At 56.4% G+C, this 25,551-nt stretch carries 25 protein-coding genes; 12 read left to right on the top strand and 13 right to left on the bottom strand.

Annotated elements, in window-relative coordinates:
- The first annotated feature begins 5 nt into the window (after positions 1-5).
- Both ACKFRY_RS06035 and ACKFRY_RS06030 read left to right on the top strand, forming a co-directional pair.
- Positions 6-1,577, top strand: a complete 1,572-nt coding sequence (locus ACKFRY_RS06035) for a PTS ascorbate transporter subunit IIC (RefSeq protein ID WP_408923402.1) — start codon at positions 6-8, stop codon at positions 1,575-1,577.
- Between the two features lie 38 nt (positions 1,578-1,615).
- A complete protein-coding gene (locus ACKFRY_RS06030; RefSeq protein ID WP_005328202.1) occupies positions 1,616-2,227 on the top strand; it encodes a hypothetical protein in 612 nt (203 codons plus the stop codon).
- A gap of 29 nt (positions 2,228-2,256) precedes the next feature.
- Here ACKFRY_RS06030 and ACKFRY_RS06025 read toward each other — a convergent pair whose 3' ends face one another.
- The 3 genes from ACKFRY_RS06025 to ACKFRY_RS06015 form a co-directional block, all read right to left on the bottom strand.
- The gene (locus ACKFRY_RS06025) at positions 2,257-2,637 is read right to left on the bottom strand and encodes a type II toxin-antitoxin system death-on-curing family toxin (RefSeq protein WP_005324347.1); all 381 of its coding nucleotides are present in this window, start codon (positions 2,635-2,637) and stop codon (positions 2,257-2,259) included.
- A complete protein-coding gene (locus ACKFRY_RS06020; protein WP_408923401.1) occupies positions 2,634-3,203 on the bottom strand; it encodes a Panacea domain-containing protein in 570 nt (189 codons plus the stop codon). Before ACKFRY_RS06020 ends, ACKFRY_RS06025 begins: the two co-directional genes overlap by 4 nt.
- A gap of 98 nt (positions 3,204-3,301) precedes the next feature.
- A complete protein-coding gene (locus ACKFRY_RS06015) occupies positions 3,302-3,784 on the bottom strand; it encodes a MarR family winged helix-turn-helix transcriptional regulator (RefSeq protein ID WP_234447273.1) in 483 nt (160 codons plus the stop codon).
- 90 nt (positions 3,785-3,874) lie between these two features.
- On the opposite strand from ACKFRY_RS06015, the gene ACKFRY_RS06010 reads away from it, so the two are divergent.
- Both ACKFRY_RS06010 and ACKFRY_RS06005 read left to right on the top strand, forming a co-directional pair.
- Positions 3,875-4,294 carry an organic hydroperoxide resistance protein gene (locus ACKFRY_RS06010; protein WP_408922029.1) on the top strand — a complete coding sequence of 140 codons (420 nt, stop codon included), beginning with the start codon at positions 3,875-3,877 and terminating at the stop codon, positions 4,292-4,294.
- Between the two features lie 54 nt (positions 4,295-4,348).
- Positions 4,349-4,768 (top strand): organic hydroperoxide resistance protein, encoded by a 420-nt coding sequence (locus ACKFRY_RS06005; protein ID WP_005328206.1) that lies wholly within the window; start codon positions 4,349-4,351, stop codon positions 4,766-4,768.
- A 438-nt stretch (positions 4,769-5,206) separates the two neighbouring features.
- Here the strand turns inward: ACKFRY_RS06005 and ACKFRY_RS06000 are convergent, their stop codons facing one another.
- A complete protein-coding gene (locus tag ACKFRY_RS06000) occupies positions 5,207-6,058 on the bottom strand; it encodes a hypothetical protein (RefSeq protein ID WP_408922028.1) in 852 nt (283 codons plus the stop codon).
- A 631-nt stretch (positions 6,059-6,689) separates the two neighbouring features.
- Positions 6,690-7,115, bottom strand: a complete 426-nt coding sequence (locus ACKFRY_RS05995) for a hypothetical protein (protein ID WP_408922027.1) — start codon at positions 7,113-7,115, stop codon at positions 6,690-6,692.
- A gap of 359 nt (positions 7,116-7,474) precedes the next feature.
- On the opposite strand from ACKFRY_RS05995, the gene ACKFRY_RS05990 reads away from it, so the two are divergent.
- From ACKFRY_RS05990 to ACKFRY_RS05970, 5 genes are all read left to right on the top strand, one after another.
- Positions 7,475-7,663: a hypothetical protein gene (locus ACKFRY_RS05990; RefSeq protein ID WP_408922026.1), complete on the top strand. Its 189-nt coding sequence runs from the start codon at positions 7,475-7,477 to the stop codon at positions 7,661-7,663.
- 856 nt (positions 7,664-8,519) lie between these two features.
- A complete protein-coding gene (locus tag ACKFRY_RS05985; RefSeq protein WP_408922025.1) occupies positions 8,520-9,992 on the top strand; it encodes a DUF3375 domain-containing protein in 1,473 nt (490 codons plus the stop codon).
- A complete protein-coding gene (locus ACKFRY_RS05980; RefSeq protein ID WP_408922024.1) occupies positions 9,989-10,639 on the top strand; it encodes a DUF4194 domain-containing protein in 651 nt (216 codons plus the stop codon). Before ACKFRY_RS05985 ends, ACKFRY_RS05980 begins: the two co-directional genes overlap by 4 nt.
- The gene (locus tag ACKFRY_RS05975; protein WP_408922023.1) at positions 10,632-14,000 is read left to right on the top strand and encodes an ATP-binding protein; all 3,369 of its coding nucleotides are present in this window, start codon (positions 10,632-10,634) and stop codon (positions 13,998-14,000) included. Before ACKFRY_RS05980 ends, ACKFRY_RS05975 begins: the two co-directional genes overlap by 8 nt.
- On the top strand, positions 13,987-15,123 hold the full coding sequence (locus ACKFRY_RS05970) for a DUF3322 domain-containing protein (RefSeq protein WP_408922022.1): 1,137 nt from the start codon (positions 13,987-13,989) through the stop codon (positions 15,121-15,123). Before ACKFRY_RS05975 ends, ACKFRY_RS05970 begins: the two co-directional genes overlap by 14 nt.
- Positions 15,124-15,505: 382 nt before the next feature.
- Here ACKFRY_RS05970 and ACKFRY_RS05965 read toward each other — a convergent pair whose 3' ends face one another.
- The 4 genes from ACKFRY_RS05965 to ACKFRY_RS05950 form a co-directional block, all read right to left on the bottom strand.
- Entirely contained in the window at positions 15,506-16,423 is a 918-nt protein-coding gene (locus tag ACKFRY_RS05965) for a hypothetical protein (protein WP_408922021.1), read from the bottom strand.
- 342 nt (positions 16,424-16,765) lie between these two features.
- Positions 16,766-19,639, bottom strand: coding sequence for a TrlF family AAA-like ATPase (locus ACKFRY_RS05960; protein ID WP_408923400.1), 2,874 nt, complete (start codon positions 19,637-19,639; stop codon positions 16,766-16,768).
- Positions 19,640-19,870: 231 nt separating this feature from the next.
- Positions 19,871-20,026: a hypothetical protein gene (locus tag ACKFRY_RS05955; RefSeq protein WP_408922018.1), complete on the bottom strand. Its 156-nt coding sequence runs from the start codon at positions 20,024-20,026 to the stop codon at positions 19,871-19,873.
- An 84-nt stretch (positions 20,027-20,110) separates the two neighbouring features.
- A complete protein-coding gene (locus tag ACKFRY_RS05950; protein ID WP_408923399.1) occupies positions 20,111-20,329 on the bottom strand; it encodes a hypothetical protein in 219 nt (72 codons plus the stop codon).
- 381 nt (positions 20,330-20,710) lie between these two features.
- Between ACKFRY_RS05950 and ACKFRY_RS05945 the strand changes: the two genes are divergently transcribed.
- From ACKFRY_RS05945 to ACKFRY_RS05935, 3 genes are read left to right on the top strand one after another with little or no spacing between them, the layout of a single operon-like run.
- Positions 20,711-21,043 (top strand): helix-turn-helix domain-containing protein, encoded by a 333-nt coding sequence (locus ACKFRY_RS05945; RefSeq protein WP_408922016.1) that lies wholly within the window; start codon positions 20,711-20,713, stop codon positions 21,041-21,043.
- A complete protein-coding gene (locus ACKFRY_RS05940) occupies positions 21,036-21,836 on the top strand; it encodes an ImmA/IrrE family metallo-endopeptidase (RefSeq protein ID WP_408923398.1) in 801 nt (266 codons plus the stop codon). The genes ACKFRY_RS05945 and ACKFRY_RS05940 overlap by 8 nt, the downstream gene beginning before the upstream one ends.
- Before the next feature lie 10 nt (positions 21,837-21,846).
- A complete protein-coding gene (locus tag ACKFRY_RS05935; protein WP_408923397.1) occupies positions 21,847-22,437 on the top strand; it encodes a hypothetical protein in 591 nt (196 codons plus the stop codon).
- Positions 22,438-22,666: 229 nt separating this feature from the next.
- On the opposite strand, the gene ACKFRY_RS05930 is transcribed toward ACKFRY_RS05935, so the two are convergent.
- From ACKFRY_RS05930 to ACKFRY_RS05915, 4 genes are all read right to left on the bottom strand, one after another.
- Positions 22,667-23,092, bottom strand: a complete 426-nt coding sequence (locus ACKFRY_RS05930) for a hypothetical protein (protein WP_408922013.1) — start codon at positions 23,090-23,092, stop codon at positions 22,667-22,669.
- Positions 23,093-23,283: 191 nt separating this feature from the next.
- Positions 23,284-23,508, bottom strand: a complete 225-nt coding sequence (locus ACKFRY_RS05925; RefSeq protein WP_408923396.1) for a hypothetical protein — start codon at positions 23,506-23,508, stop codon at positions 23,284-23,286.
- A gap of 70 nt (positions 23,509-23,578) precedes the next feature.
- Positions 23,579-24,004, bottom strand: a complete 426-nt coding sequence (locus ACKFRY_RS05920; protein WP_408923395.1) for a hypothetical protein — start codon at positions 24,002-24,004, stop codon at positions 23,579-23,581.
- A gap of 724 nt (positions 24,005-24,728) precedes the next feature.
- Positions 24,729-24,995: a hypothetical protein gene (locus ACKFRY_RS05915; RefSeq protein ID WP_408923394.1), complete on the bottom strand. Its 267-nt coding sequence runs from the start codon at positions 24,993-24,995 to the stop codon at positions 24,729-24,731.
- Positions 24,996-25,551: the final 556 nt, after the last annotated feature.

Raw genomic sequence — 25,551 nt, 5'->3', positions numbered from 1 at the left:
TCCTCATGGATTTTCTTCTTGCTATAGCAAACTTCCTCGTCAATGAGATTCTCTCCGTCCCGGCATTCCTCATCGGCATCATCACCGCGGTCGGCTTGGCCGCGATGGGACGCGGCACCGGCAAAACCATTGGCGGCGCCATCAAGGCCACGCTTGGCTTCTTGCTCATTGGTGCCGGCGCCGGTCTCGTCACCGATTCGCTCGAGCCGCTCGGTGCCATGATTACGGGTGCCACCGGCGCGCAAGGCGTGGTCCCGACGAATGAGGCGATCGTAGGCATTGCCCAAGACCAGTTCGGCAGCCAGGTCGCCTGGATTATGATCCTCGGCTTTGTCGTTTCGCTACTGCTCGCCCGCTTCACGCCCATGAGCTACGTGTTCCTTACCGGTCACCACGTCCTCTTCATGGCAACGCTTCTCACCATGGTGCTCGCCCCTGCCGGGTACTCGTCTTGGGTCGTCATTGCCTTTGGCGCGGCCCTGCTCGGCATTCTCATGGTCTCGCTGCCGGCTATCGCGCACCCATTTACCCGCCGAATCACCGGCGATGACTCCGTTGCCATCGGGCATTTCGGCACTGTGGGGTACTTGGCTGCGGGCGGCGTCGGCAAGCTGGTGGGCGGCAAGGGAAAGAAGATGTCGCCCTCTACTGAAGACCTAAAGCTGCCGGAAGGCCTGCGCTTCTTGCGCGATTCTATGGTGGCAACCGCGCTCTCCATGGCGCTGATGTACGTGGTGCTCGCCGTGCTATTCATCGCTCGCGCCGGTTCGGAAGAAGCCTTTACCGCCTTCCCTGATGGCGCCACCAATGTGGGCAATTTCTTGATGCAGTCTGTCACCCAGGGTCTTCAGTTCGGCGTGGCCGTGGCCGTTATCCTCTTTGGCGTGCGCACCATTTTGGGCGAGCTCGTGCCCGCATTCCAGGGCATCGCGGCCAAGGTCGTGCCCGGCGCGATTCCCGCACTGGATGCGCCCATCGTCTTCCCTTATGCCCAGAACGCAGTCCTCATCGGATTCATTTCTTCCTTCGTGGGCGGACTGGTGGGCCTCGCCGTGCTGTCCACCTGGCTTAACCCTGCCTTTGGCGTTGCTTTGATTCTGCCCGGCCTCGTGCCGCACTTTTTTACCGGCGGCGCGGCCGGCGTTTACGGCAATGCCACCGGTGGACGCCGCGGCGCGGCACTCGGCGCCTTTGTCAACGGCCTCATCATTACCTTCCTGCCGGCGTTCCTCCTCAGCGTCTTGGGCTCCTTCGGCTCCGCGAATACCACCTTCGGCGATGCTGACTTTGGCTGGCTTGGCCTGCTGCTGGGCTGGTCCATCCACGCCGATGGCGCATTGGGGCTTTTCTTCATTGCCCTTATCGCGCTGGCCATCTTGGCCTTGGGCTGGGTATGCCAGCGCACGCTTGTCGACGCCCACTGGGACCCCTCCCCGCACCGCCCTGCCCCCACCAGCGCTGCCGGTACTACCGAGGGCGCAACCGCGGCTGCCACTTCTTCCGGCACCGCCAAGAAGTATCCCAAGGTGCTAATGCCTGAGGGCGCGCCGGTTCCACCGGCCCGCATCGAGCAGTAACCCCGCACCACTCCCCAAAGGGCACTACAGTATCCCCTATGCAGCGCCCTTCCTTATTTCCCGTAGCGTCCATCCTTCTCGCCGCTGGCCTCACCGTGAGCGCCTGCGGCGACGGCTCCAATTCCGATAGCAACTCCGCGCCGGCGAATGAGCCGGCCTTTTCCACTGCACAGGACAATAACTCCGCCGCGGGCGCAGCCGAAGAAGAATCCGGCCCGGCGAAGGACACAAAGCAACCCCGCACCGAGACGGTCACCAAACAGGCCGAACCGGAGCAGCCCGCACCGCCGGCCGGCGGCAACCACAACATCAACGCGGGCCAGATTGGCGGCTACTGCGGCACATCGTCATCGGGCGATTCCATCGACGCCGGCGATCTGACCTCATGCGAATTCGCCGCCGCGGTCTTCGACGCCGCGATGCAGGCTAGCTACACCATGCGTTCGAAAGATCCCACGGTGACGGCGGTATACCACGCAGATATCACCGCCAGCAGCCCGGTGACCAAGCAGTCCTATAACCTGGATTGCCGCATGGGCAGCGACCAGCGTGTGCTCACCTGCGAAAAGCCCGGCGATAGAACGGTGAGTGCCTCGTTTGAAACCGCGGATAGGAGCGTGTGGACCAAGCGCGTGGCCACCACGAACTAACCGCTAGCCAAGAAACTAACCAGACCGAACTAGATCAACCGTTCAGCAAACCATTCTGCAATGAAGCCTTCCTTCTTATCGCGCGCAGCGGCCACGGTTTCAACGAGCTCCACAATTTCTTCATCGGGGATTGGCCCCAGCCCAAAGCCTTCGATTTCTAGGTAGGTGGAGGCACATACCCAGGCGATTCGCTTATTGCCGTCAACGAATGCATGCGCTTTTGCCAGATAGTGCAACAACGCTGCAGCCCTATCCAGTGCAGATGGGTGCAAGTACTCTCCGCCGAAGGTTTGTAAAGGGGTGGCCAACGCTGACTCAAGTTTCGAGCGATCGAGGAGGTTGCCATCCCGACCGATGAGTTGACGGTTCAGTCGAACCACGTCTTCCACCGGAAGGCAGTACTCATTCATCGGGTTGCAAGAATCTCAAGAGCGCCCTTCCAGCGTTCTACTGAAGCTTGCAAGCGCTGCTGGAGGTCACTGCCGGAAAGATGCTGCACCGAAAGCATAGGACGCGTCGGCCCCTCAGCTCCACGTGCTTCCTGCAAGGCATAGTATTTTTTCATTTCCAGCTGCGAAATCGGCTCGTTAGTATTCGCCTCGGGGCCCATCTGACCACGAGCGACAATCCATGGACGTTCCGAGTGCGTAAGTTCAATCAGCTCGTTGGATGTCTTATCACCATAAAAGGCAATCACAGCATCGATGATCTTTTCGGCTTCCTCCCCTATAGCCTCTACATCAGCTCCCGGTAACACCGTGGAGGTTTTCTCGGAGCGTTGATATTTATTCTCGCGATAGAGGTCGGGTTCAACCGGACCGTCTTTCCACGCCTGAAATTCATTCGAGACAAGAGGTCGCCCGTACCAGCCCAAGCTCCATGCTTGGCAGTAATACGCAAGCTTCTCCAGCTTCCACGCATCGACCCACCCCAGTTTGTTGTAGATAAACTGCGCGACGTCTATTGCTGTAGCCATGACCCCTCCTCTCATAGTGTGAAACAATTTTTACGTGTAAAGAGCCAAAATTCTTAAGCCAGTATAGCCGTCCTCATCTGCTATATGAAGGCCACACTTTAACCCACAAAGTCATCCTCAGAAGGCCACGGCAGCTCCACGTCCACAGGCACGCCGGCCAGGATGTCCAGCGATTCTTTGAACTCGGCAAGGTCGAGGCCTACCTCCTTATAGGCCTTGGCCATGGCTTCGGGGATGCATTCGGCACGGGTGCGGAGGGAGGCGCCGTCGGCAGTCAGGGCAGCGAGGGTGCGCCGTTCATCGTCCGGGTCGCGCCAACGCTCCACATAGCCCTGCTTTTCCAGGCGCTTGAGCAGCGGCGTGAGCGTGCCGCTATCTAGGCCCAGGCGGGAGTCGATGAATTTCAGCGGCACCGGCTCGTCCGCCTCCCACAGCACCAACATGACCAGGTATTGCGGATAGGTCAGGCCAAGGTCCTCCAAAAGCGGGCGGTAGGAGCGCACCACTGCCCTATTGGCGCGGTAGAGCGCAAAGCACAGCTGACTATCCAGGACGAGGCGATCAGTGGGCGCGTCATTCATGGCAAAAAGTATAGACGTCAGCAAAACATTGCATCCGATTTAATTGTGTACAATCAAAACCGTTTCGAGCACCCACTGAAAGGAGCAATCATGGACGCCATGTACACCGCCGAGGCCCTCGCCACCGGAGCAGGCCGCAACGGCCACGCCGCCATCAAGGGCTCGGACCTGGACTTTGCCCTGGCCATCCCCAAGGAGATGGGCGGCAGCGGCGAGGGTGCTAACCCAGAGCAGCTCTTTGCCGCCGGCTACGCCGCCTGCTTCCACTCCGCACTGCAGGCCGTGGCGCGCAGCCAGAAGGTCGAGCTGGGAGACTCGGCCGTGGGGGCACGAGTGGGCATCGATAAGCAGGGCCAAGGCTTCCAGCTCGCAGTAGAGCTGGAGGTATCCATCCCCGCCCAGGACCGCGCCACTGCGCAGCAGCTTGCCGACGCCGCCCACCAAGTCTGCCCCTACTCCAACGCCACCCGCGGCAATATCGAGGTCACCGTCAGCGTCGTCGAAGACTAGCGTTCTTGCGTACAATCGGCGGACGTACAAAGACCCAATAGAAAAGGAGTCATCATGGACGCCGTTTACACCACCGAAGCACTCTCCACCGGCGCGGGCCGCGACGGCCGCTCTGTAGTCAAGGATTCCGATCTGGATTTCACCATGACCGCCCCGAAGGAGATGGGCGGCAGCGGTGAGGGCGCTAACCCGGAGCAGCTCTTCGCTGCCGGTTACGCCGCTTGCTACCACTCCGCGCTGAAGGCAGTGGCCAAGGACAAGGGCGTTGACGTGGAGAACTCCACCGTCGGTGCCCGCGTTTCCCTGGGCAAGAACGACGAGGGCTTCTACCTCGGCGTAGACCTCGAGGTCACCATCCCAGGCGTTGAGGACGACAAGGCACAAGAGCTTGCCGACGCCGCCCACCAGATGTGCCCTTACTCCAAAGCCACCCGCGGCAACATCGAAGTCAACGTTGGTGTTGCACAGGACTAATTCCTAGTCCTCTCCCCCAGCCCACGCCGCGCTACTTTCAGCGCCGCGTGGGTCTTTTTATGCGTTGCGCAACCTCTTTCATCTACATCCCGGTGACCGCTCGGTGATTCAGCAAGGTCCAAACCCTATTTTTTAAAAACGCGAGTTTTTATCAATTGGCCCGCCAGCTGGAGCGCTTATTTTATAAAACCAGCGATTTTCAACAATTAGGGTTCCCCTCGTTCCTCACTTAGCCGCGCTAATTGATCGAAATGGATCTCGCTAAGAAAAATGCCGGACGAAGTCGGGCGAGCTGAACCACTTATCCCCCTCGCCACGCTCCGATTAGTGTGGGTCATCAGGTTGACAATTTTATTACCGCCGAAAATAGAGTGGATAAAGGGACATATGATTACAGATTGGCGGGAAGCACTTTATACGGAAATTGGAGGCAACCCCCTACTCCCCGCTGACTATGTCACCATCAATTACGGGAAGCTCGGCGGACTCACCTTCAAGTTTGTCAACGAACTCCGGTGACAGTTCATCGATGTCATCAAACTCACCGTTTAACTGACGTTCGAAAACGTCAATAAGCCGATTACCCATCGGCCTGAACGAGGCCCACGCGATACCACCAGAAACAGCTCCGCCTAATACTGGAACGGCTTTGGTAATGGTTTTCTCGACGGTCTTCTTAGTAACCTCTGCACCAAGCATCGTGCCGGTCTTCTTGAGAATGGGGTACCAGAATGTTTTGGTCAGGGCTTTTCCAGCAACCTTTTTGCCTATCTGAGCTCCAACTTTTTGGGAAGTATTAGCAACAAGCGCTGCCGCGCCGGCAGCGCCAAACATGCCTCCCAAATACGCCATAACTCGGATCTTTGCCTCATCAGAAAGACCAGATTCCCCATTTGACTCGAAGAGCTCATCTTCTCCATACAGATACGCAATCTGTTGCGCCATACGCATTGCAAAGCCGAAATACTGCACAACGTCTGCAGCACCAGCCGGAATCATCATGAGGATGTTGGACGGAATACCAGACGCAAAAGATACCGCCGCTGTCTTGGTTGAATTGGACGCTACAACCTTCTTGGCATGTTTACGAAGCGTCGCTTGAGAAAATACCGCCTGCGGACCAAGCCTTAAAATTTCATCCAAGTATGGAGAGTCTTTAAATCGCTCCTTCAAGAATGCAGTTCGATCCACCTTCACAAATGGAATTTTCGATGCCAAGTTAATGGTATTCAGGGCACTTTCATACAAAGCTTGCTCGTCGGGAGCAGAAACTTGCAGCTTCTTTGGCACGACTACGGACTCCTAGAAAAGAGAAAACTAACTACAGATAATCCTAATTCACGAATTACGGAACTTTATTACACGGGCCAGAAATAGTTTAAATTCATTAGAATTCTCCATTTCAATGCTCGCCAAACACCAGCGCAACTACCGCGCTCTCCCCCGATACTTCTCCAAAAGAACCCCTGAGCCTGCGAGCAAAGGCGGGTCACATTTTAGGTGGCGGAAGCCTAACTCGAGGTTGTCGCTTTCGGCAAACCCCATTATCCCCCTCTACTTCTGCCCGCTCACGACACAGCCGAGGATTCTCAGCCCGAAGGTCAGTTTCACTCCCCCTTCAAACGCCTCCCAGACTTCACGCCCCAGTTTTCCTACCCAGCCCAAAGCCCGGCGGAAACACAGATTTCCTCAGACACATGAGTGATCGACCGCTCTAACTTGATTACCAAGTTAGCCGCTTCACTCAGCTACACTGGCATGCACTTCTGGCGGTTTTGACTCACAATGAATCTCCTCTTCCACGGACACGAAAGCCAAACAAGGGGCGGCCCGCTAAACGAGTGGTCACTCAGCGCCGAAGGTTTTACAGCCTAGTGGCCGAGATTCCCCCAACCCCCACACCCCAGAAAAGCTGCCAGGACTACTCTTCCCCTCCCCTCTTCCTAGCTTCTCTACGCTCGCGCCTTCGAGCACGTTTCGCTTTGCGAATGTCGACGACCCAACGCGGAACGAAAGGCCACGGAAGCGGGATCCCGAACGCACCGGTAATCCCGACAAAGCCGATAAAGACAGATGCCATGCCCGCAACCATCAGCACCGTGCCGATAAACTCGGGAGGGTTCACACTTGCGACCAACCCTAGGACACCGCCAGCACCCAAAACTAGCGAGCCGTAAGGATAATAGAACAGCACGCCATCACTTGCTGCCCCTTCCCAGGCGAGTTCGTCGTACCACTCTTCCGATCGGGGATTCCTCCGCACCTCCAGGATGTAGTAGGTCCAGAAGAGCACCATGACAAGCACCGACCCGATACAAAAGAGCAAATCGGAAGTATCCGCGTCCATGGATATGGCCTCCTGTAGCTGCTGGTGGCGGTATGCAATAAAACGCTACCAACGCCCGCTGAGTAAGGCGTGAGACTAAACAAAATACGTCTGCAGAAAGCACACCGGTCACGGAGAAACTAATAGGCCCAAACAATTGTCGCGCCTGTAGTCTTGCGCCCTTAAGGCCTTTATCATGCCCGACTTCCGCAGCATCCGCGCCGCGCAGACGTCTTCGCTCTACTCCCCATCGAGTACTCTGCCACAGCCTCGCTTGCCGACGCCCCTTTCCACCCCGCCCACAACAACCCAGTACTTTTGAGCCGCAGTCCGCGCCACGCTCGCCCGCGCAGTGGTACACGATGTGGTCTACCTGCCGCATGTTGCTTAGCACAGCCTCCCGCATCACCGCCCTCACCCGCACCGGCGTACCGGCCTTCCATGAGGCGGCCGCCCTTCACCCGGAGAGATTCTGGTCCGTAGAGAAGACCAACGCTGGTGAATCGAAACTCCGCAGCTTCAGCCAAGCATTGGACGCGCCGCGGGAGCTCGTTAGAGCCGGGGCATAAAAGGAGCGGGCGATTAGCGACGCCTCCCCTAACCCCTCTATCCCAATCCTGAATCCGAGATTGCCCGCATTTTCGCACCTTCACTCGAGTCGCTAAAGAAGGCCCATTCAGGCTTCTACATGGGCAAGGTTGAGGCCGCGGCCGATACTGCCTTTTCCGACGTCTAGTTTCGCTCCAGCCGGTAGTTTCCGTAATCGCTTCCAAGTCATGAAACAATGCCGGTCCGTACTCCGAGTGGCGGAGACTGAATTCGACGCTGGCGGGAATGAAGCCGCCGGGATTGCCGAGGTCGCGGGTTGCCATCATGGACCACGACGGGGACGGAGTCGCCCTCGGAGATGAAGAGAGCGATGGCTCGGTAAGCTGCAGTTCTCTGCTTTTGCCGGAAGTGATACGGCGGAGAGCGCCAAAAATCGCGCGGTCCAAAAGGTAGCGCCCCGTGGCCACCACATCCGAAGGCGCATCCTCAACCGTAGGCTTTTCCACCATGCCCACAACCCTCTTCACCCGATCATCGTCGGTAGACTCCACATCAAAAACGCCACAATGCGATACCTGCGACGACTCTCCCTCCACCGTCAACAACGCCGAACCACCATGCTCCTAGCCCACCCGAATCATCTCACCCATGGCGGCGGTGGGCTCAATAACATCATCAGGAAGCATGACGGCAAAATAGTCTTCATCAACATCCGTAACGGATTCCTTAGAAAAGCTCTGGAACCTACCCGGCTCTAGGCGTCAATGTTTCGGTAACCAGCTCGTCGTACTCACAACCTAAACGCAAAACTCCTCCTTGAGTTAATACTGTTCTCACTTTCCTGCGCATGTCCATCACACCTGTCAGAATCGAATCATGTCTGTTGAAGCTCGCGCGCTGTCACTCCGGCGTTTGATGCACGATTCTGCCGCGATCCGGCTTCTTGCTGCGGATAATGCGCCGGTGATCCTGGCTGTCATTGCGGAGTACTTTCCGCGCGGTACTCGTGCGCGTCCGGCGGCGGAAGTCTATGAACTCATGGTCACTGATTTCGAAGTCATCGCCAGCGAGTTTCCCATGCCCCGCACGCCACAAAGCTATTGCAATGATTGGGTCAAGGCCGGTTGGTTGGTGCGCAAATCTGGGAGAAGCTCACTGGGTGAAACCCTCGAGCCCAGCGAGGAAGCATTTTCTGCACTGGAAGCTATCGAGCGCTGGGAAGCACCAGTGACCACGGTGACAGCCTCCCGTGTGGAATCGATAAGCTCGGCCCTGCAGAGGTTGGCGCGGGATACCAATGAGGACATCGCCAGCCGCGTGGCCAGCTTGGAGGCAGAACGCGCGCGGATTGACCGCGAGATCGAGAAAGCACAGCTAGGTCAGTTTGAAAGACTTACCGCTGCGGAGACGGAGGAGCGAGTCCAGGACGTTCTCAATATGGCTATGGCAGTACCGAGCGATTTCGCCCGAGTGCGCCACGAGCTCGAGGCGCTCAACCATCAGCTTCGCCGGCAGCTTTTGGATCCGGAGGGATACCGCGGTGACGTGCTGGAGGAGATCTTCAACGGTGTGGACCACATCGCGGAATCAGACGCTGGCCGCAGTTTCCAGGGCTTTTATTCCCTCCTTATGGATAGGGAGCGCAGCGCCTGGATAGACCAGTGGATTGAGCAGGTACTCGATAGCGATGCCGGGCGAGACATAGCGCCGGTTAGGCGTAGGCAGCTGCGCAGCCTCTTTCGCGATATGGAAGAAACCAGCTTTGAGGTAAACCAGACCATGACGGGTTTGGCGCGCAGCCTGCGACACTACGTATCCTCGGAACAATTCGCAGAGGATCGCCGCATGATTGAGATACTGCGAGAAACCCGCGGCATGGCCATTGATGCCGCGCAAACTAGTGAGCTCAAGGCCTTCCACCGGATGGACACACCCTTGCAGCGCATCGGCATGTCCATTCACTCTGTCTCCCGCATTCGTCTGGCCAACCCTGGGCGGGAGGTGGTGGAGGAAGCGCCCGTGGCCTTCCAACCGGGCGAGGAAGATGCACAAGCCCTGTACGAGCTGGTACGCGAGTCCGAGATCGACTTCGAGGAATTGCACGAAGCAATTCGGAAGGCCGTAAGTGATTTTGGACCATGCACCATCGCTCAAGTTTTGCAGGCCTATCCTCCAACGCAAGGCCTAGCCAGCGTGGTGGGATTAGTCCACATCGCTGACCAACATCCGCTGCCTGCTATGAGAGAGTCTTATGAGAAAGTCACGTGGGCTGAGGAGGACGGCACCATACGTGCCGCGCAGATTCCTACTATGTATTTCGATCACACAACCGTTGAGGAGCTCCAGTGACCGCCGCTAACAGTCCCCGCGTTGATTCCGCACACGAGCCACCGCTGTGGGAGCACGATAAGGGAACGCTGACCTACCACTCGCGCCGTGCCTTGGTACAGCTACTTCAAGGCCCACTCATCCGTGCACAAAAGGAGCCGGTGCTGTGGTCAGCGATTATCTCCGACGAGGAAAATCTCCGTGCCCGGCTGCACGAGGTGTTCCTCGAGCTCGTCATCGATGAGACTGAGGGCTTTGCCTTTACCCGCATGGTGGAGAAAGACAGTTTGAGCATCCCGCAGGTGTTGCGCACGGACAAGCTCAAGCACATAGATACCGCAATCTTATTGAATCTGCGCCAGGAGCTTGGCCTCGCGCTGCCGGGCGAGCGAGTCGTCGTGGACGTGGAGGATCTCCGGGAAAACATCGGCTATGTCCGCGCGGTGGATAACCGCGACGAGGCCGGGTTCACCAAGCGCTTCAATGCGGCCATTAAGCGTATGCAAAATGACTATTCCCTGCTCAGCACCACGGAGACCGAAGGCCGGCTGGAGGTCTCCCCAGTGTTGCGCCAGCTTTTCGACGCCTCCACGGTCACCGCCATCCGGGATGAATACGCCCGCTTGGCCCAGACGGAGGATACCGAGGAGGACTCTTCCGATGACTAAGCACACAACCCTTTACCCAGGCCAGTTCCGCATCAGTCGCATCCAGCTCATCAACTGGGGAACCTTCCACGGCTACTTTTCCATTCCGGTAGCGCGCAAAGGTTTCCTCATCACCGGTGGCTCGGGGTCAGGTAAATCCACGCTGCTGGATGCCATGTCGGCAGTGCTTGTCCCCCAGAACCACGTGAAGTTCAACGCGGCCTCGCAGCAAGATCTCGGTAGGCACAACGGCCGCAATTTGGTCTCCTACGTGCGTGGTGCGTGGCGGCAGCAGGAGAATACTCAGACCGGTGAGATTACCCCAGAGTACCTGCGCGAGGGTGCCACAAACTCGGTGGTGGCGCTGACCTACGACAATGGCGAGGGCAGACAGCACACCCTCCTCGCCATTTTCCGCCTCAACGGCGGCGAGAACTCCGTTGGCCAGATCAAGAAATTGTACGGACTGGTGCCGGGCGATGAGGACGTCGTTAAGCTCAGCCCCTTGCTCACCCGCAGCCTGGATACTCGCAAGATAAAGGCCCTGTATAAGGAGCCCGGTGCATCCTTCACGCCAACCTATGCCACGTTTGCGGACCGCTTTCGCAAACGTCTAGGCATTAAGAATGTGGAGGGCCAGCTTCTATTGCACCGCACACAGTCCGCGAAGTCACTATCCAGCCTGGACCAGCTCTTTAGGGACTACATGCTGGATGTGCCGAATACCTTTACCAGGGCGGATGAAGCTGTGGAACAGTTTGAGGACTTGCGCCAAGCCTACCTGCGGGTCGAGGACGTGAAGGCCCAGATTGATACGCTAGCTCCCCTGCCCCAGTTCCACTCTCAACGGTCAAGCGCCGAGGCGGAGAAGGAAAAGGCAGAGGCCATGAGTGAGGCGCTGCCGGCGGTACGCGCACGCCTAGTGGCAGAGGAACTGGACTACCGCATCCGTGCGCTCACAGCACAGCTGGAGGAGGCCCAGTCCCAGTCGGAGACCCTCAACGCTGAGGTCGCGCACCTGGATGATGCCGAACGCCGCGCCGCGGTGGCCGTTAGCCAGCTCAGTGCAGGCGAGCTCGATGCTTTAAGCGCCAAGATGGAGACTGCGGATAAGGAGATTGAGCACCGCGCGAAGGAATTCCAGCGTCTGAGCACGGCCGCTGGCGCATGGACTAAAGATTACGAGTTTAGCCCCCACGGCTTTGCTGAGCTGCAGGCTACCGCGAAGCTGCGCATCGCGGATTTTGAAATTGACTCCGCCAGGCTCACCGACCAGCAGCAGGAAGCCGGCGTGGCTGCCCGCGACGCAGCCAGTGCCTGCGCCATGGTCGATAGCGAGCTGCGCTCCTTCAGCTCGCGGCGCACCAACATCGACAAGACTCTGGTAGAACTGCGCGCGCAGCTAGCTCGGGATACCGGATATACCGAATCCGAGCTGCCCTTCGCTGGTGAACTCATCGACATCAGCCCGCAGCAGGCGGACTGGGAGCCGGTGATTCAAAAACTCCTCCACGGTTTTGCCGCCACCCTGCTCGTGCCCGAAGCTGCGCGCGACACCATCAACCGATGGGTCAATTCCCGCAACGTGGGCACCCGCTTGGAATACCGCACCATCCCGGAGTTCGCCCCCGTTCCGGCCTCCGCGCGCAGCCCGCGGCAGCTCATCCACAAGCTGGAATTCCCAGACCACGCCATGGCGAATTGGGTACGCCAGCATATTTCGCGCCGTTTCAACTACGAGTGCGTGGACTCGGTAGGGGAGCTAGATAAGGTCACCGCCGCCCCGGCCGTGACTCGCGATGGCTTGGAAAGCCGCCCCAAGGATAAGGACGGCTCTACCCGCTTCATCAAAGATGACCGCAAACGTTTCACCGGCACCGCCTGGTACCGGGTGGGCACCACCAACACCGCCAAGATTGAGCTCCTGCGCAACCAACTTGCTGAGGCCAAAGCCACCGCTCGTGCCACGGCCAAGCAGGTCCAGGACCTCAACCGGAAGATGGACATTTTGCGCTCCCAGCGCGATAAGGCCCAGCAGGTGCTCGAAACTTCATTTCAGGACATCGACACCGCTTCCGCTGAGGCTCGCAGGAGGGATTTGCAGGAGCAGTATGACTCGCTAGCCTCCTCCCCGGAAGCTCAAGCCCTAGCCGCCGCGCACACGCAGGCCAAGGCTAAGCTCAAGGCTGCACGCGCCCGGCTTGTCGGCGCCCAGAAACACCTGGGAAACATCGAAGGCGAGCTTGAGCGCTCCACTGCGCGCCGTAGCAGCATCGGCACCGTACCCGACATCGAGGATCAGGACATCGCGAAAGCTGTCGAAGAAGCCCTACACAAAGGCAAGCGCAAGCTCACCATTGATGACATCGACGCTCGGCGCGATGAGGTCCAAGCTAGCCTCCAGAACACCGCCCGCGCTGCTACGCGGCGCATCGAAGACGCCAACGCGAAGATCGTTTCCGTCCTCCACTCGTATTTAGCTCAGTGGCCGGCAGAAGCCGCAGACATTGAGCCGCAGGCGAGTTACGCGGGCGAGGGCATCGAAAAGCTCAAGTTCCTGCGCGCTGACCGCCTGGCGGATTTCCGCGCCCGCTTCCTCGAGCTGCTCAACGGCGCAACGGTGCGTAACCTCTCGCACCTCACCACGGACCTGCGGCGCGCCCGCAGCGATATTGAAATGCGCATGGAGTTTATCAACAAGTCGCTAGAGCGTTCACCCTTCAACGGGGAGCGCACGCTGCGCATCGACGTCAAGGATGCCCGCGGCCAAGTAGTCCACGATTTCCAGCGGGATCTCGACGCCGCTACCTCCCACAGCTTGGGCGAAATCAGCGCCGATGATACAGAGACGGCCCTCGCGCGCTATCACGCATTGGACAAGATCTTAAGCCGCTTGGGCTCCAGCCAGCCGGAGGATATCCGCTGGCGCAACGTGGTGCTAGACACCCGCCGGCACGTCAGCTTCATCGGCCGCGAGTGCTACCCGGATGGCACCACGGCCAATACCTATCAGGATTCCGCCTCACTCTCCGGCGGCCAGGCGCAAAAGCTCGTTTTCTTCTGCCTGGCTGCGGCCCTACGCTTCCGCCTGGCGGAGCCCGATCAGGACGTGCCCACCTATGGTTCCATCATTTTGGATGAGGCTTTTGACCGCGCCGATCCTACGTTCACTCGCACGGCCATGTCCGTCTTCACCTCATTTGGCTTCCACATGATTCTGGCCACGCCTTTCAAGCTCATCCAGACACTCTCGCCCTACGTGGATGGCACGATTGTGGTCAAGTACGACGAGCCCGCTATCAATGGCCGCCCGCAAGCACGCACGGGCTATTCGCTTATCGACGCCTCCACCTACAAGGACTCGGACTATGCGCAGTCCTAAAGATCTGCAGGACCACACCGCAAAATACCTGCGCAACCACTTCGCCGAAGCGCTCGCCGAACCGGATTCGCTGCACTTGGCGTGGCCACTGCACCCACCGACAGCCACTGCCGCCGCCCGCGATATCGGCACCACCCAAGACTTCATCCGCGCCTGGCAGCGCTGGCCGCACCAGGATGAGCTCATCTACGCGTCCCGCAATTGGTCGCGCGCGGGCCTCGGCACGAATAACGTCCCTACCCGCATCACCATCAACGGCGCCGAACGCATCGCCGCTGCTGCCGGTCTCACCGCCGAGTACGCCCGCGCCCGTAAGCGTGCGCACAGCATCGCTGCCATCTTTCCCGACTCCACCGACTTCGCCCACACCGTCCGCCGGTCTTATACCCAGTGGAAGGACTTAAGCACCTACGATCTGCGCTGCCTCGCACCATGCCTGACCTGGCTGCGCGCCAACCCCAACTCCGGCGAATGGGAGCGCGCCGTCCCGGTGGAGGGCGTGGACGGCAAGTGGATTGGTGCGCACCGCCGCCTGCTCCTTTCGCTCCTCGCGCCGTTTGGCATCACGGACTTGGGCCTGCGCCGCAGCGATACCCGCCTGCGCCTGCGCTACCTCAACCACGCCCCTGCGCTCAGCGATATCGAAATCCCCCTCGCCCAGGCAGCCAACCTCTTCACGGACAGCCCTCCCCGCGTCCTCATCGTGGAGAACAAACAAACCTTCCTGGCCTTGCCCACGCTTTCCGACGCCACCCCTCCCACCATCGCCCTCCTCGGCTCCGGCACCGCCGCCCACCAACTTCACGCACTGGACTGGCTCAACCACACCGACATCACTTACTGGGGCGACCTCGATGCTGCCGGCTTTGCCATCCTCAACGCCGTGCGCGCCCACTTCCCCCACACCAAGTCGCTGCTCATGGACACCGCCACCGTCACCACATTCCAACACCTCGCCGTCCCCGACCCCGGCGACGGCTCTGCCTCCCTCACCCACCTCACCACCGAAGAACAGCGCGCCTACCGCCTGCTCTTCACCGCGGGCCGGCTGCGCATTGAGCAGGAGCGGATTCCGTTTGCGCGTGCGAGTGCGGCGATTCAGCAGAAACTCGGCCCGACATAGCGGCACCAACACCCCGCCACAAGAAAAATGACCCTCACCTGCCAGTAGCTTCGGTGAGGGTCGAGCAGCTATACACGATGTAGGGCTGCTCCTGGCCCAAATAATGCTTGATTTAGCATTATTCAGTCAAAAGATGCAGTACCTATCGCCCCCAACGCCGTCTTCAATACTCAACCCTAACTGGAAATTGGTCAGACTCTAATGGTCTGTCCGGAGTCTCACGGATGCTTTATGGCGTTTTTGCTCTGCGAGCAGTCCCTGTCGGTACATTTTGGCAATCTCTGGCTCGCTTTCTTCGAACTGTTTAATGAGATGATTGGCCGAATAAAAATCGTGTGACCTGGACTTAAGCCGCTATTGCTCGCCCACATCTTGCAACCTACTAGATAAAGATTGCCAGAGGTAAAACCTGAATAAAGGGGCCTCCGATGGTAAGAGACGGAAAATCCTGTGCGCCGATGAGCTCGCCGAAACCTTCTTGAATTTCATTCATCCCTCCGGAATTTTCCAGGACTTGAGCTAACATAGTTCTCCGGCCAAGCGATACAGATGAGTCGTTATCCCGCTCAACGTACGAAACCTTCCCCAGAATTTGAAATCGTCCGCCAATAATCGAGGCGCGAGAAGCGGCCGTAAAGTACTCTCTGTCAGCTGTCAACAGTGCTTGGAACTTTTCACCGGTCGCAAGGAGGTCTGTCAATGGGGACTCTTCAGACTCTTGTCCGAGCAATTCTGATACCTTTCCTGCAATCTCTATGTTTTCTTTTTGCACAGCTTCTTCACTTGAAAGCTGGTTCGCCTTCTTCTTTGCTCCCCGCGATTTTTCAAACAAACCGGATGATGCCGTCTCCGCTACTTTTTGAGTTTTTCTAATTAAATCTGTAATCGCATCGACCGGGTTTTCGTTAACTGTTGCGGTAAAGCAAACCAGTTCGCCAGGCTCCAAGCTCGAAACGTCGGGATTCGTACACACGTATTCATTGGCTTCTAAGTATTCAAATAGCTTTCCAAACAATGAAGCGAAGGAATGCTGTAGTACATAAGTCTTTTGCAGTTCCTTTTCTCTTACCAAATCGCCTTGAGCACTCCCCTCGAGACCCACATTCATTCCCAAAATTGTCAGAAGTGGGGCCGAACTACCCTCACCTTCGAACGACAAGTTCCCATTCCGAGAGCTACCAATGGTTTCTGTGACCTCGCGCGACATCGAAACACCATCCTCAACCATGGCGACAAGGCTCAATAGCATCGCCGTGTCCAGATATATCGGGTAAACAAGCTTTTTATTTTTCTTTCGCATTCCCATCGGCTCCCTTTAAATCCCAGAAAACAACCGCAACTACAGGTTCAAACATGAGGTTACTCGCGTTTGGTGCAAACCCTGTCTCTACAGATCGCACTGCCACCGGATATGGATGCTCATTGTGAGTCATCAGCGCAAGAAGTACACGCTGGAGTACCGACGCCCGGTAAGACCGTCAGAGCACCCGTTCACGAATATGACTATGTAAATCGGTTCTTCCAGCGGACTTTAGCCAAATGGGTCAAACTCAAGCACGAACACCGAGGAACATCAAAAGGGATGACGAGGCTGTTCTTCGTATTGAGGATGTTCACCTGCACCTTGAACTGGCAGAACCAACTATTTGCCAACTCCCTTGTAACGCGTCTGCCGCTTCTCGAAAGCATCACGTCCTCCGTCAACTACCTCACAGATGTGACGCTTTATGCTCTTTCGCCTTAAGAACATAGGCGAACTGGGTTTCGCGTTCCCTTGAGGTTCCTCCAAGGCGCCCGCCAAGGAAGAAAAGAGCGGTGGATTCTGGTCACCATTTGGATAATCATCGCTGTGACGATTAACTACAATGGTCAAGTCGGAGTCAGCTCCCACCACGAGGTTTGCGTTGTGTGTGACCATCAAAACCTGACGGTCCAGACTCCCTTTTCTTAAAAACGGAGCGATGGTTTTAAAAATTGATCTCGAGTCTAAGTCGTCTTCAGGTTGATCCAAGAGCAGTGGCCAAGGAGACTCATCGTCCTCAAGAAGTACGGTTAACGCAAAAAGCGCGCGCTTTCCGGCTGTCATAGAGGTTGGACTGAACCCACCAATGGTGTCTCCCTCAAATTTACAACCAAAGCGAGGCTCAGGGATTAAGACCTCGCATAACTCTAGAAACAGGTCTTCCCGCTCTCGATGCTTCGCTGCTACCTTCGCTTCCCCAGTCATAATTTTAAGAGACATGCTAGACAAAACTTCAGATGCGAAGGGCACACTCTCTAATTTGGCGAGCAGCTCCTTGAACTCCTTATCTTGCTTGCGTTCGAGAAAAAAGTCTCTGAAGTGATCGAGCTTTTTAGGATCACGGGCGCACTCAACAAAGTTCATATAAGTAGAATCGGCGCCTGTGGGCAACGCTTGTTGCTCAAATTCCCCGCGCATTTTCTCGAAACTTTCTACCCAATTTTCGTATTGTCTCACCAACGAATCGAGCTCAATGTTCACCTGCTTTTCAGCTGACTCAAGCTCAGCCTGCAGCTCCTTGTATTTGGCTAGTTTCGTCTTGGCACTTTCATACCTTTGGCTGGCCTCAGTCAAACGAGAACCGCGCAATTCAGAAAAAACTTTAGCGCGTTCTACAACATTTGCCCTTTGCATATACTCTGATAGATTAGTCCGGATTTTCTCCGCCACCAGGGTATCTTCCGCCAAAAGACGTCTAACCTCGGAAGTAACATTAGCGACTGCGAGTACCAAGTCTGGCTCAACTCTTTTGTAGATCGACTTAAGGTATTCATCGTTCTCAGTCCCTCCAAAAATGGCAGACCAGAGGGTTTCGGCGTTTAAACTCTCTAGCCGGCCCGCTGCGGAATTAGCAGAGGCCTCCAAATCAGTCGCCGCGTGCTCGATCTCTTTATGGAATTCGGCTATTTGCAATGCTACTCGACCGTCGGGGTCCTCACCTTCCGCTGAGATTCCGCTGAGCGCATTTTCGGCCTCCTCGTATTCATTTTGAAGTGCCTTTTGATCACCTGCCTCCATGATTTTCGAGCCAACCGATTCCCGCTTAATGATTGCCAATCTAAAGCGTTCAGCGGCTTCTCGGATGCCAATCTTGCACTGGGAATGTTCGGCGCATATCTTGTCAAAGACTTTTTTAGCGGAAGGAATCTGAGCTATCTTTTTCTGTACCAACTTGTCGATATTGCGGCGATCTCCCGAAGAAAGTTGAAACAAGAAGTTTTGTGGGACGTAATGCACCATCTTGTCGCCTTGGCGGCTACTAGAGGATGTTACTACCCCATCAGCCCACTCCACTTCAACATTTAAAGAATTCAAAACGTCCTGCCAGCGGTGCCCTTCCGCCGGACCGAATTCTTCTTCACCTCTTTCTGGGATAGCCGCCTTTTGAGCCTCAACTGTCTTAGCAGAGTTGACGGCATAGGCTGTGTGAGCCAGAAGGGTTGATTTTCCGGAACTGCGAGGACCGATAATCGAATTCAATCCCGGATTAAACTCTACGTCGGGCATGTACTGACTGTTTCCGAACGTTACTTTCTTGATCACATGCTCTGGCTGCTTTAGGCCAGGCTTTCTTTGGCAAATCTCTAGGCGTGACGTTGGTTCAATGACAGTCTGCTGTAATACACTGAAATCTCTAAGACCTCGGACCCAAGTGTGCAATCCGTCGTCGGGATAAGCACTTAAACGCCCAAAGCTATGCGCATCAGACCCTCGGAAAACCGCCATAGGTCTACCGATGCGCACCCTAAGCTCTTCAATTGAGCTTAATGACTTTTTCTCGGGTAATCGTCCTGTCCAGTCGATTGACCTGATGTTTTTTAGATCGTTCGCGTTGCCAAAAAGGGCATCTGCAAACCGCGCAACGTCCTTGGCTACGTTTTGGTAACGTCCAGAGTTGCCCGAATTCATTGAAGGATCATACAGACCATCGCCTCGGACTGGAACAACCACGAAGTAGGATTCTTCTCGGGTAGGGAAAGTCCTTTCGAGTTCGTCCTTTAGCGAATTAAGAGAAACTGTCAAGTTTTTGTATTCACTGCGGGGGATTGCACCCAAGGGACTTCCATTGCAGGTTAAACGGTTCAACATTTCAGAGATCGTCTCAAGTTTTACCCGGTCAGAAAATATCAGGTGCAGATTAATATGCCCGCGCCCAGCGTCTTCAGTAAGGCGCAGTTCCACGTTCGGAAACACCTTCTTTTTATGTTTTCGCAGTTCGGAGGCATAAACCTCAAAGTTAGCCACAGAGAAGTAGTCCGTGAGTCCTATAATGTCAAGGTCAGACTCAATCAGTTCCTTTAAGAACTTTTCTTCGATTGCCTTATCTTTTTCTTCCTGGGTGAGACTAGCTTTATCAAGACCGCCCAATTTCCGGCGCTTGTCTTCTAGGAGAAGAGCCTGACTCGTCTCGTCCAACTTGTATTGGCCGTTCATCGCGGTCTTTGGCACGTGAATATGGAGATCAGTCTTAAGCCATTCAGTTCCCTGGAACATAGTCTTTCACTTTCAGCTGCAGGTTGGGGCAGGTTTATTTCAGAATAGCTCAAGAGTCTTTTAATACAGTGCCGCAAGCACACCAGGAGTAAAGACGACCCTAGTTTTCTTCAATTCACATTCCCGCTAACAGAAGCGCAGTTTTGGCGAATCTCGAAGGGGAACCACCCCATCTACTCCGAAATCAACGACGCTGTTTCCTCGGGCGGCACATCTTTCAGCTGCAGGCCTTTAAATGGGCAACGACACCAACGTGATAAGCGGGGCTGTTCCCTCCATGCCCGGCAATCCCGGGACAAAGAGCAGCGCCAAGAACTCGATGGAGAGGACACATCCCGCCAATGCGAAATACTCGTAAAACCTATTCGACTCAATAGGCCTAGGCATCGCAAGCGCCTGCCATTGCGCGCAATCTTCCACGCGTAGAAACAGGTATAGAAATACACCACCGTGATGCCGGTGCTGGACATGTCAACAACCCACATCAACGCCGCGCGCCCAATCCAGGGAGTCACCAAAGCACACCAAGAGAATCACATTGCGCGGTGTGCGCTCGTCACCCTTCAGCTCACCCAAGCGGCGCGGGACCAAGTTTGCCCAGCCCAAGGTAAACAGCACAGGGCTTGCTGCAGTGTAGAAACCATTGAGTTCAGTCAGGGAACCCATGCTCACCGAACCAACCATGAGCATCGAGTCTGTTCTGGCTGCGCGCCAACCCTAACTCCCGCGAACCTTCCTCGACACCCGTCCCTGCATGCTCATCGTAGAGAACAAACCTTCCACGCACTGCCCACTCATTAAGACGCCCCTAACTCCATCTCCTCCTCGGCTCCGGGCACCGCTGCCGCCCCACCTGGGCATCGAAGAACAGCGCACCTACCGCTTCCCTTTCACAGCGGGCCGGCTGCGCATTGCGGAAGAGCGGATTTCTTTTGCGTATGCGAGTGTGGAGATTCGAGAGATATATGGGCCAGCTCAATTTAAGCTCTTCCCCAGGAGCCCCCGGTCCCTGAATCACATTGACTGATTTTTGATTCACGCGTTTAATCGAAGCCACGAAGGAGCACCACAATGAATATCCCTACTGACTTTGGCGAGCGCGTCTGCAAGCAACGCGAACTGCGCGAGCTAAACCAGACCGATCTTGTCGCTATGACCGATGGCATTCTGTCCGAGCCGACTCTCGCCCGCCTAGAGAAAGGCACGGCCACGCCGACTCTCCACCACATCATGGCCCTCGCATGGGCTCTGGGCATCGATGCCGCTGAGCTTGTGGACGTCACCCCGCTCTCCCAACGCGTACGCGTTGCCGCTCGTGGGGACGGCGTCGGAGTGGATACTGCGACGCAGAAGCTATTGCCATTTCTTCAACTACGCGTGAACTTGAACGGCCTCAATGCATAAATCGAAAAGCCCATCACAACAAGGTCTTGAACTAGCTACCCGCTTTCGAAAAGATCACATGCTGGGTACGGAACCGATCAATGACATCAATGCTCTTATGAAGCTGGTCGAGGCAGACTTCATTGTTCTGAACTTGCCACAGGACTTGGATGCCGTGACACTTCGAGATCCCAGCTCGGGTGCTGTAACAGTGGGAATTGGAACGAGCAGTAATCCGTACCGCCAACGGCTCACTGTGGCGCACGAAATTGGCCACATCGTCGCCGGTGACGTCACAGAAGACGGAGCCGGCCTGCTCTGCGATACAACTCTTCCTTCAGAAACACGCGCGAACACTTTCGCACGGTGCGTGCTGTGCCCTGTGGAGGCACTCCACAATCTTTCCCAGGGTTCGACCCCGGAAGAGCTCCTGTCATACGTCGTTCAGCGCTTCCAAGTCTCCCCCACTGTGGCAGCAATCCAACTTTGCCAGGCCGGACTCATTTCGGAGGCGACTAAAGAAGAACTCAAAAGCTACTCCACCAAGCTTCTCGCCTCTCAATTCGGCTGGAAAGCCGACTACGATTACGCCGCCAAAATCTCAGCGTTGCCTCGTTCCTCTGACAGGCTCGTAGCCGATGCCTACAAGGCCTACAACCAGGGACTCATCGCCCTTCCTTCGGTTGCATTCGCTGAACAAGTCAGCATTGAGGAAGTCCTCGAGTCAACGGGTGGTTCGCAGCGCCTACCCAACAACGAACACGCAGACCGTAGCGATATCGAAGCTGACCTGGCAGATTTCTTCGCTGACTAGTAGGTTCGACATGACCAGAAGATTCATTATTGCCGATACCAGCGTGCTGCTCGATTTCATCTGCGCCGGCGAGCAAGATCTACTCCTCAAGTTCGTGGGAAATGAACAGCTTCAAGTACCGGAAGCCGTCAAGGACGAAGTGGAAAGAAAACTAAAAACGCTAAAGTTCCAAAGCGGCTCTACAACCTGGACTTCCCTGGTTACGCATGGTCACGTGAAAGTGCTCAAGGATAATTATGCTCTTCTCTGGAAGCACATCCATCTGTTCTCTGGCCCTGGTTACACCATCCAGGGCGGCAAGGCGAAGAACCTTGGCGAATACACCGCTATCGCCCACTGTCTTGCAACCCTTGAGGAGGATCCCAGTGTAAAGACCGCAATTATCATCGATGACGAAGAAGCGAAGCGGCTCATCAATAAGCGACAGGCGGCGACAGTCTTTACCATCGAAGCAGTGCTACTCCGCTGCGTGCAGCTTCACATTCTCACGGACCGCGGCGAATCACGACGGGTGTGGGATAAACTCTCGAAGTTCGACAATCTCCTCCCCTTCGAAGAAACTGAGCTCAACGACCGCGCTACCTACCGCCGCTTTAGCTAGTCCACGCCTGATGTTTTAGTAGCGCTAGCCTGACTGAGGACTTTCTACCTGCTTCCGCGGAATAGCCTCATCAGCCTTGTCCTGGAAGCTTTTGTAGTTCCGCCGAATCCGTGACGCTAGTACCTCTACCTGAACACCTTCACACCGCCGCCATGCCTCGGAGTTGAAGGGCCTACATCCTGATAGTCAAGATTTTCAACGGACTTCGGCTCTCGATAGGTCCCCAGCCCTATTCTTCCCTTTCCCTTTTTCTGGCTTGCCTACGCTCGCGCCTTCGAGCACGCTTTGCTTTGCGGATGTCGACGACCCACCTCGGAACGAAAGGCCACGGAAGAGGAATCCCGAACGCACCCGTGCATCCAATGAACCCAATGCCGAGGGCTGCTATGACCGCATACCTCAGCACCGCTGTTACAAACTCAGGAGGGTTTACACTTTCGACCAACCCTGCGATACCGCCAACGCCGAAAAATAGCGTGCCGTAAGGATAGAAGAAGAGGACGCCATCCCTCTCCATGCCTTCCCAGGCGGGTTCGTCATACCACTCTTCCGATCTGGGATCCCTGCGCACATCCAAAATGTAGTAGGTCCAGAAGAGCACCATAACGAGCACTGACCCAGCATAAAAGAGCAGTTCACCAGTATCCAAGTCCATAGAACATGGCCCCCTATAGCTGCCGGCTGCGGTATGTAATTTAAACGCTACCAGCGTTCACTGGGGAGAGTACTGAGACGAAAGCGAAATATGGATACACACAAGCACCCCAGCCAAGGAAAATTATAAAAGACTTGGCTTTTACGATGCTTGTAGCCCTGCGACCAGGAGGCTCCTTCCCTTTAGCGTGCCTAACTTCCACAGCGTTCGCGCCACGCGGACGCACCCGCCTTCGCCCTGCTTACCAGCGAGTCCTCTGCCCCGCCTTGCTTGCCGACGCCCTCCCAACCAACCCCTCGGCTACCGAGGTCGGTCCCCAACTCCTTGACTGCGGCCTTGAGCGAAACATGCGAGTGGTCCTCGTACATCGCGACCACGTCGCGCTTGACCTGATCCGAATAAGCTTCCCTAGGCATGGAGGTAAACTGCCTCTCCCCCAACCCAACACGGCAGGAAGCAGAGGTGCCTACCAAACAGGGGCAAGGCCTATTCCTGCCGTTCCCTTTTCCTGGCTTGCCTGCGCGCACGCCTTCGAGCACGCTTTGCCTTGCGGATGCCGACGACCCAACGCGGAACAAACGGCCACGGAAGCGGTACCCCGATCGCGCCCGTAAGTCCAATGAGACTGATGCCGAGAGTTGCCATGCCCACGTACACCAGCGCCGCTGAAACAAACTCAGGAGGGTTTACATTTTCGAACAAGCCTGCGATACCGCCAACGCCGAAAAATAGCGAGCCGTAAGGATAAACGAAAAGGGTGCCATCCCTTGCTGCGCCTTCAGAGTCGAATTCGTCGTACCACTCTTCCGATCTGGGATTCCTGCGCACCTCCAAAATGTAGTAGGCCCAGAAGAGCACCATGGCAAGCACTGACCCGGCGCAAAAGAGCAGATAGGGAATATCCATGTCCATGGATATGACCTCCCGTGGCTACCGGTTGCAGTATGTAATTTAAACGCTACCAGCGTCTGCTGGGTTAAGGTATGAAACGGAACGACATACGGATGCACACAAGCACCGCAACCAAGGACAACGTTTAAAGCCGACCACTTGTGATGCTTGTAGCCTTGCGACCAGGAGGCCCCTTACTTTAGCGCGTCCGGCTTCCACAACATTCACGCCACGCAGACGCATCTACCTTCGCTCTGTGCACCATCGGGTCCCCGCCACCGCCCCGCTTGCCGACGCCCCTTACCACCCCAACCCCCGCACACAGCGCCTACCCAGTACTTTTGGGCTGGAGATGGCGCTTGAGGGTGTGCGCTGTTTGATGGATAAGGGGCGTCGCTAAGCGGGGCGTCGTTGCGAAAGCCTTCCGCATCACCACCTTCATCCGCACCGGCGCACTGCACCTCCATAAGGCTGCTGACCTGCGCCCGGAGAGTTTCTGGTCCGTGGAGAAGACCAACGCCGGTGAATCGGAACTCCATAACCTCGGTGGAGCATTGGCCGCGCTGCGGGGGCTCGGTATACAAGGAGCGGGCGCTTGGCGACGCCTCCCCCAACCCCTCTTTCCCAATCCTGAAACCGAGAGTGCCCACATTTCCGCGCCTTCACTCGAGCCCCTAATGAGGTCCCGTCCGCGCTACTCCATGGGCAAGGTTGAGGTCGCGGCGAGCGCTGCCTTCTCCGACGCCTAGTGTCGCTCCAGCCGGTAGTTTTCCCTAATCGCTTCCAGGTCATAGAACAATGCCGGTCCGTACTTCGGGTTGCGAAGGCCGAATTCGACGCTGGCGGGAATGAAGCCGGCCGAGTTGCCAGGGTCGTGGCGGATGCCATCACGGACTAGGACGTGGACGGGGTGGCCTTCAGAAATGAGCATATCGATGGCACCGGTAAGCTGCATTTCCCTGCCCTTGCCTGGCTCGATGCAATGAAAGGAATCGAAAGTCGCGCGATCCAATAAGTAGCGCCACCAAGTTCGACGGCGCATCCTCAACTGTGGGCTTTCCGCCGTTCTCGCGGCCTTTTCACCCAATCTTCGTCGGTAGTCGCAACATCAATTGCCCCATAATTCGGCATTATCGGCGGCTCAACCTCCACCGCCGACAACACCAAGCCGCCACGCTCTTAGCGCACCCGAATCATCTCGCTCATGGCGACGGTTAGCTCAATAGCGTCGTCAAGAAGCACAATCACAAATAATCCGCGCCGGCATCCAAAGCCGGCTTAGCCAGCCCCGCAGAACGGCCAAACTCAATGGATCCTCTAAGTCACCACAACTTGATGATTAATCACCGTCGCACGCTGCACCTTCAACCGTCGCTCGTAGATACTTACTATGACAGAGAGCGCATCAAAAGGTAGCAGCGTATTTTCTAGCTTGTCGACCTCGCAAGCGCGAACCTCGACGCCCCACCGCCGTAACCGCTTTACCAATCTTCCGATTTTGAAACCGAGGACCATTTGGTTTGTAAAGCCCCTATAACATCTAGCCAAGAGGCTACCGGCTCGGATTA

This window comes from Corynebacterium tuberculostearicum (genome assembly GCF_046097255.1).
Classification (GTDB): Bacteria; Actinomycetota; Actinomycetes; order Mycobacteriales; family Mycobacteriaceae; genus Corynebacterium; species Corynebacterium tuberculostearicum_J.
The sequence above is the reverse complement of the archived record's forward strand: the minus strand, read 5'-3'. Positions and strand labels throughout refer to the sequence as shown.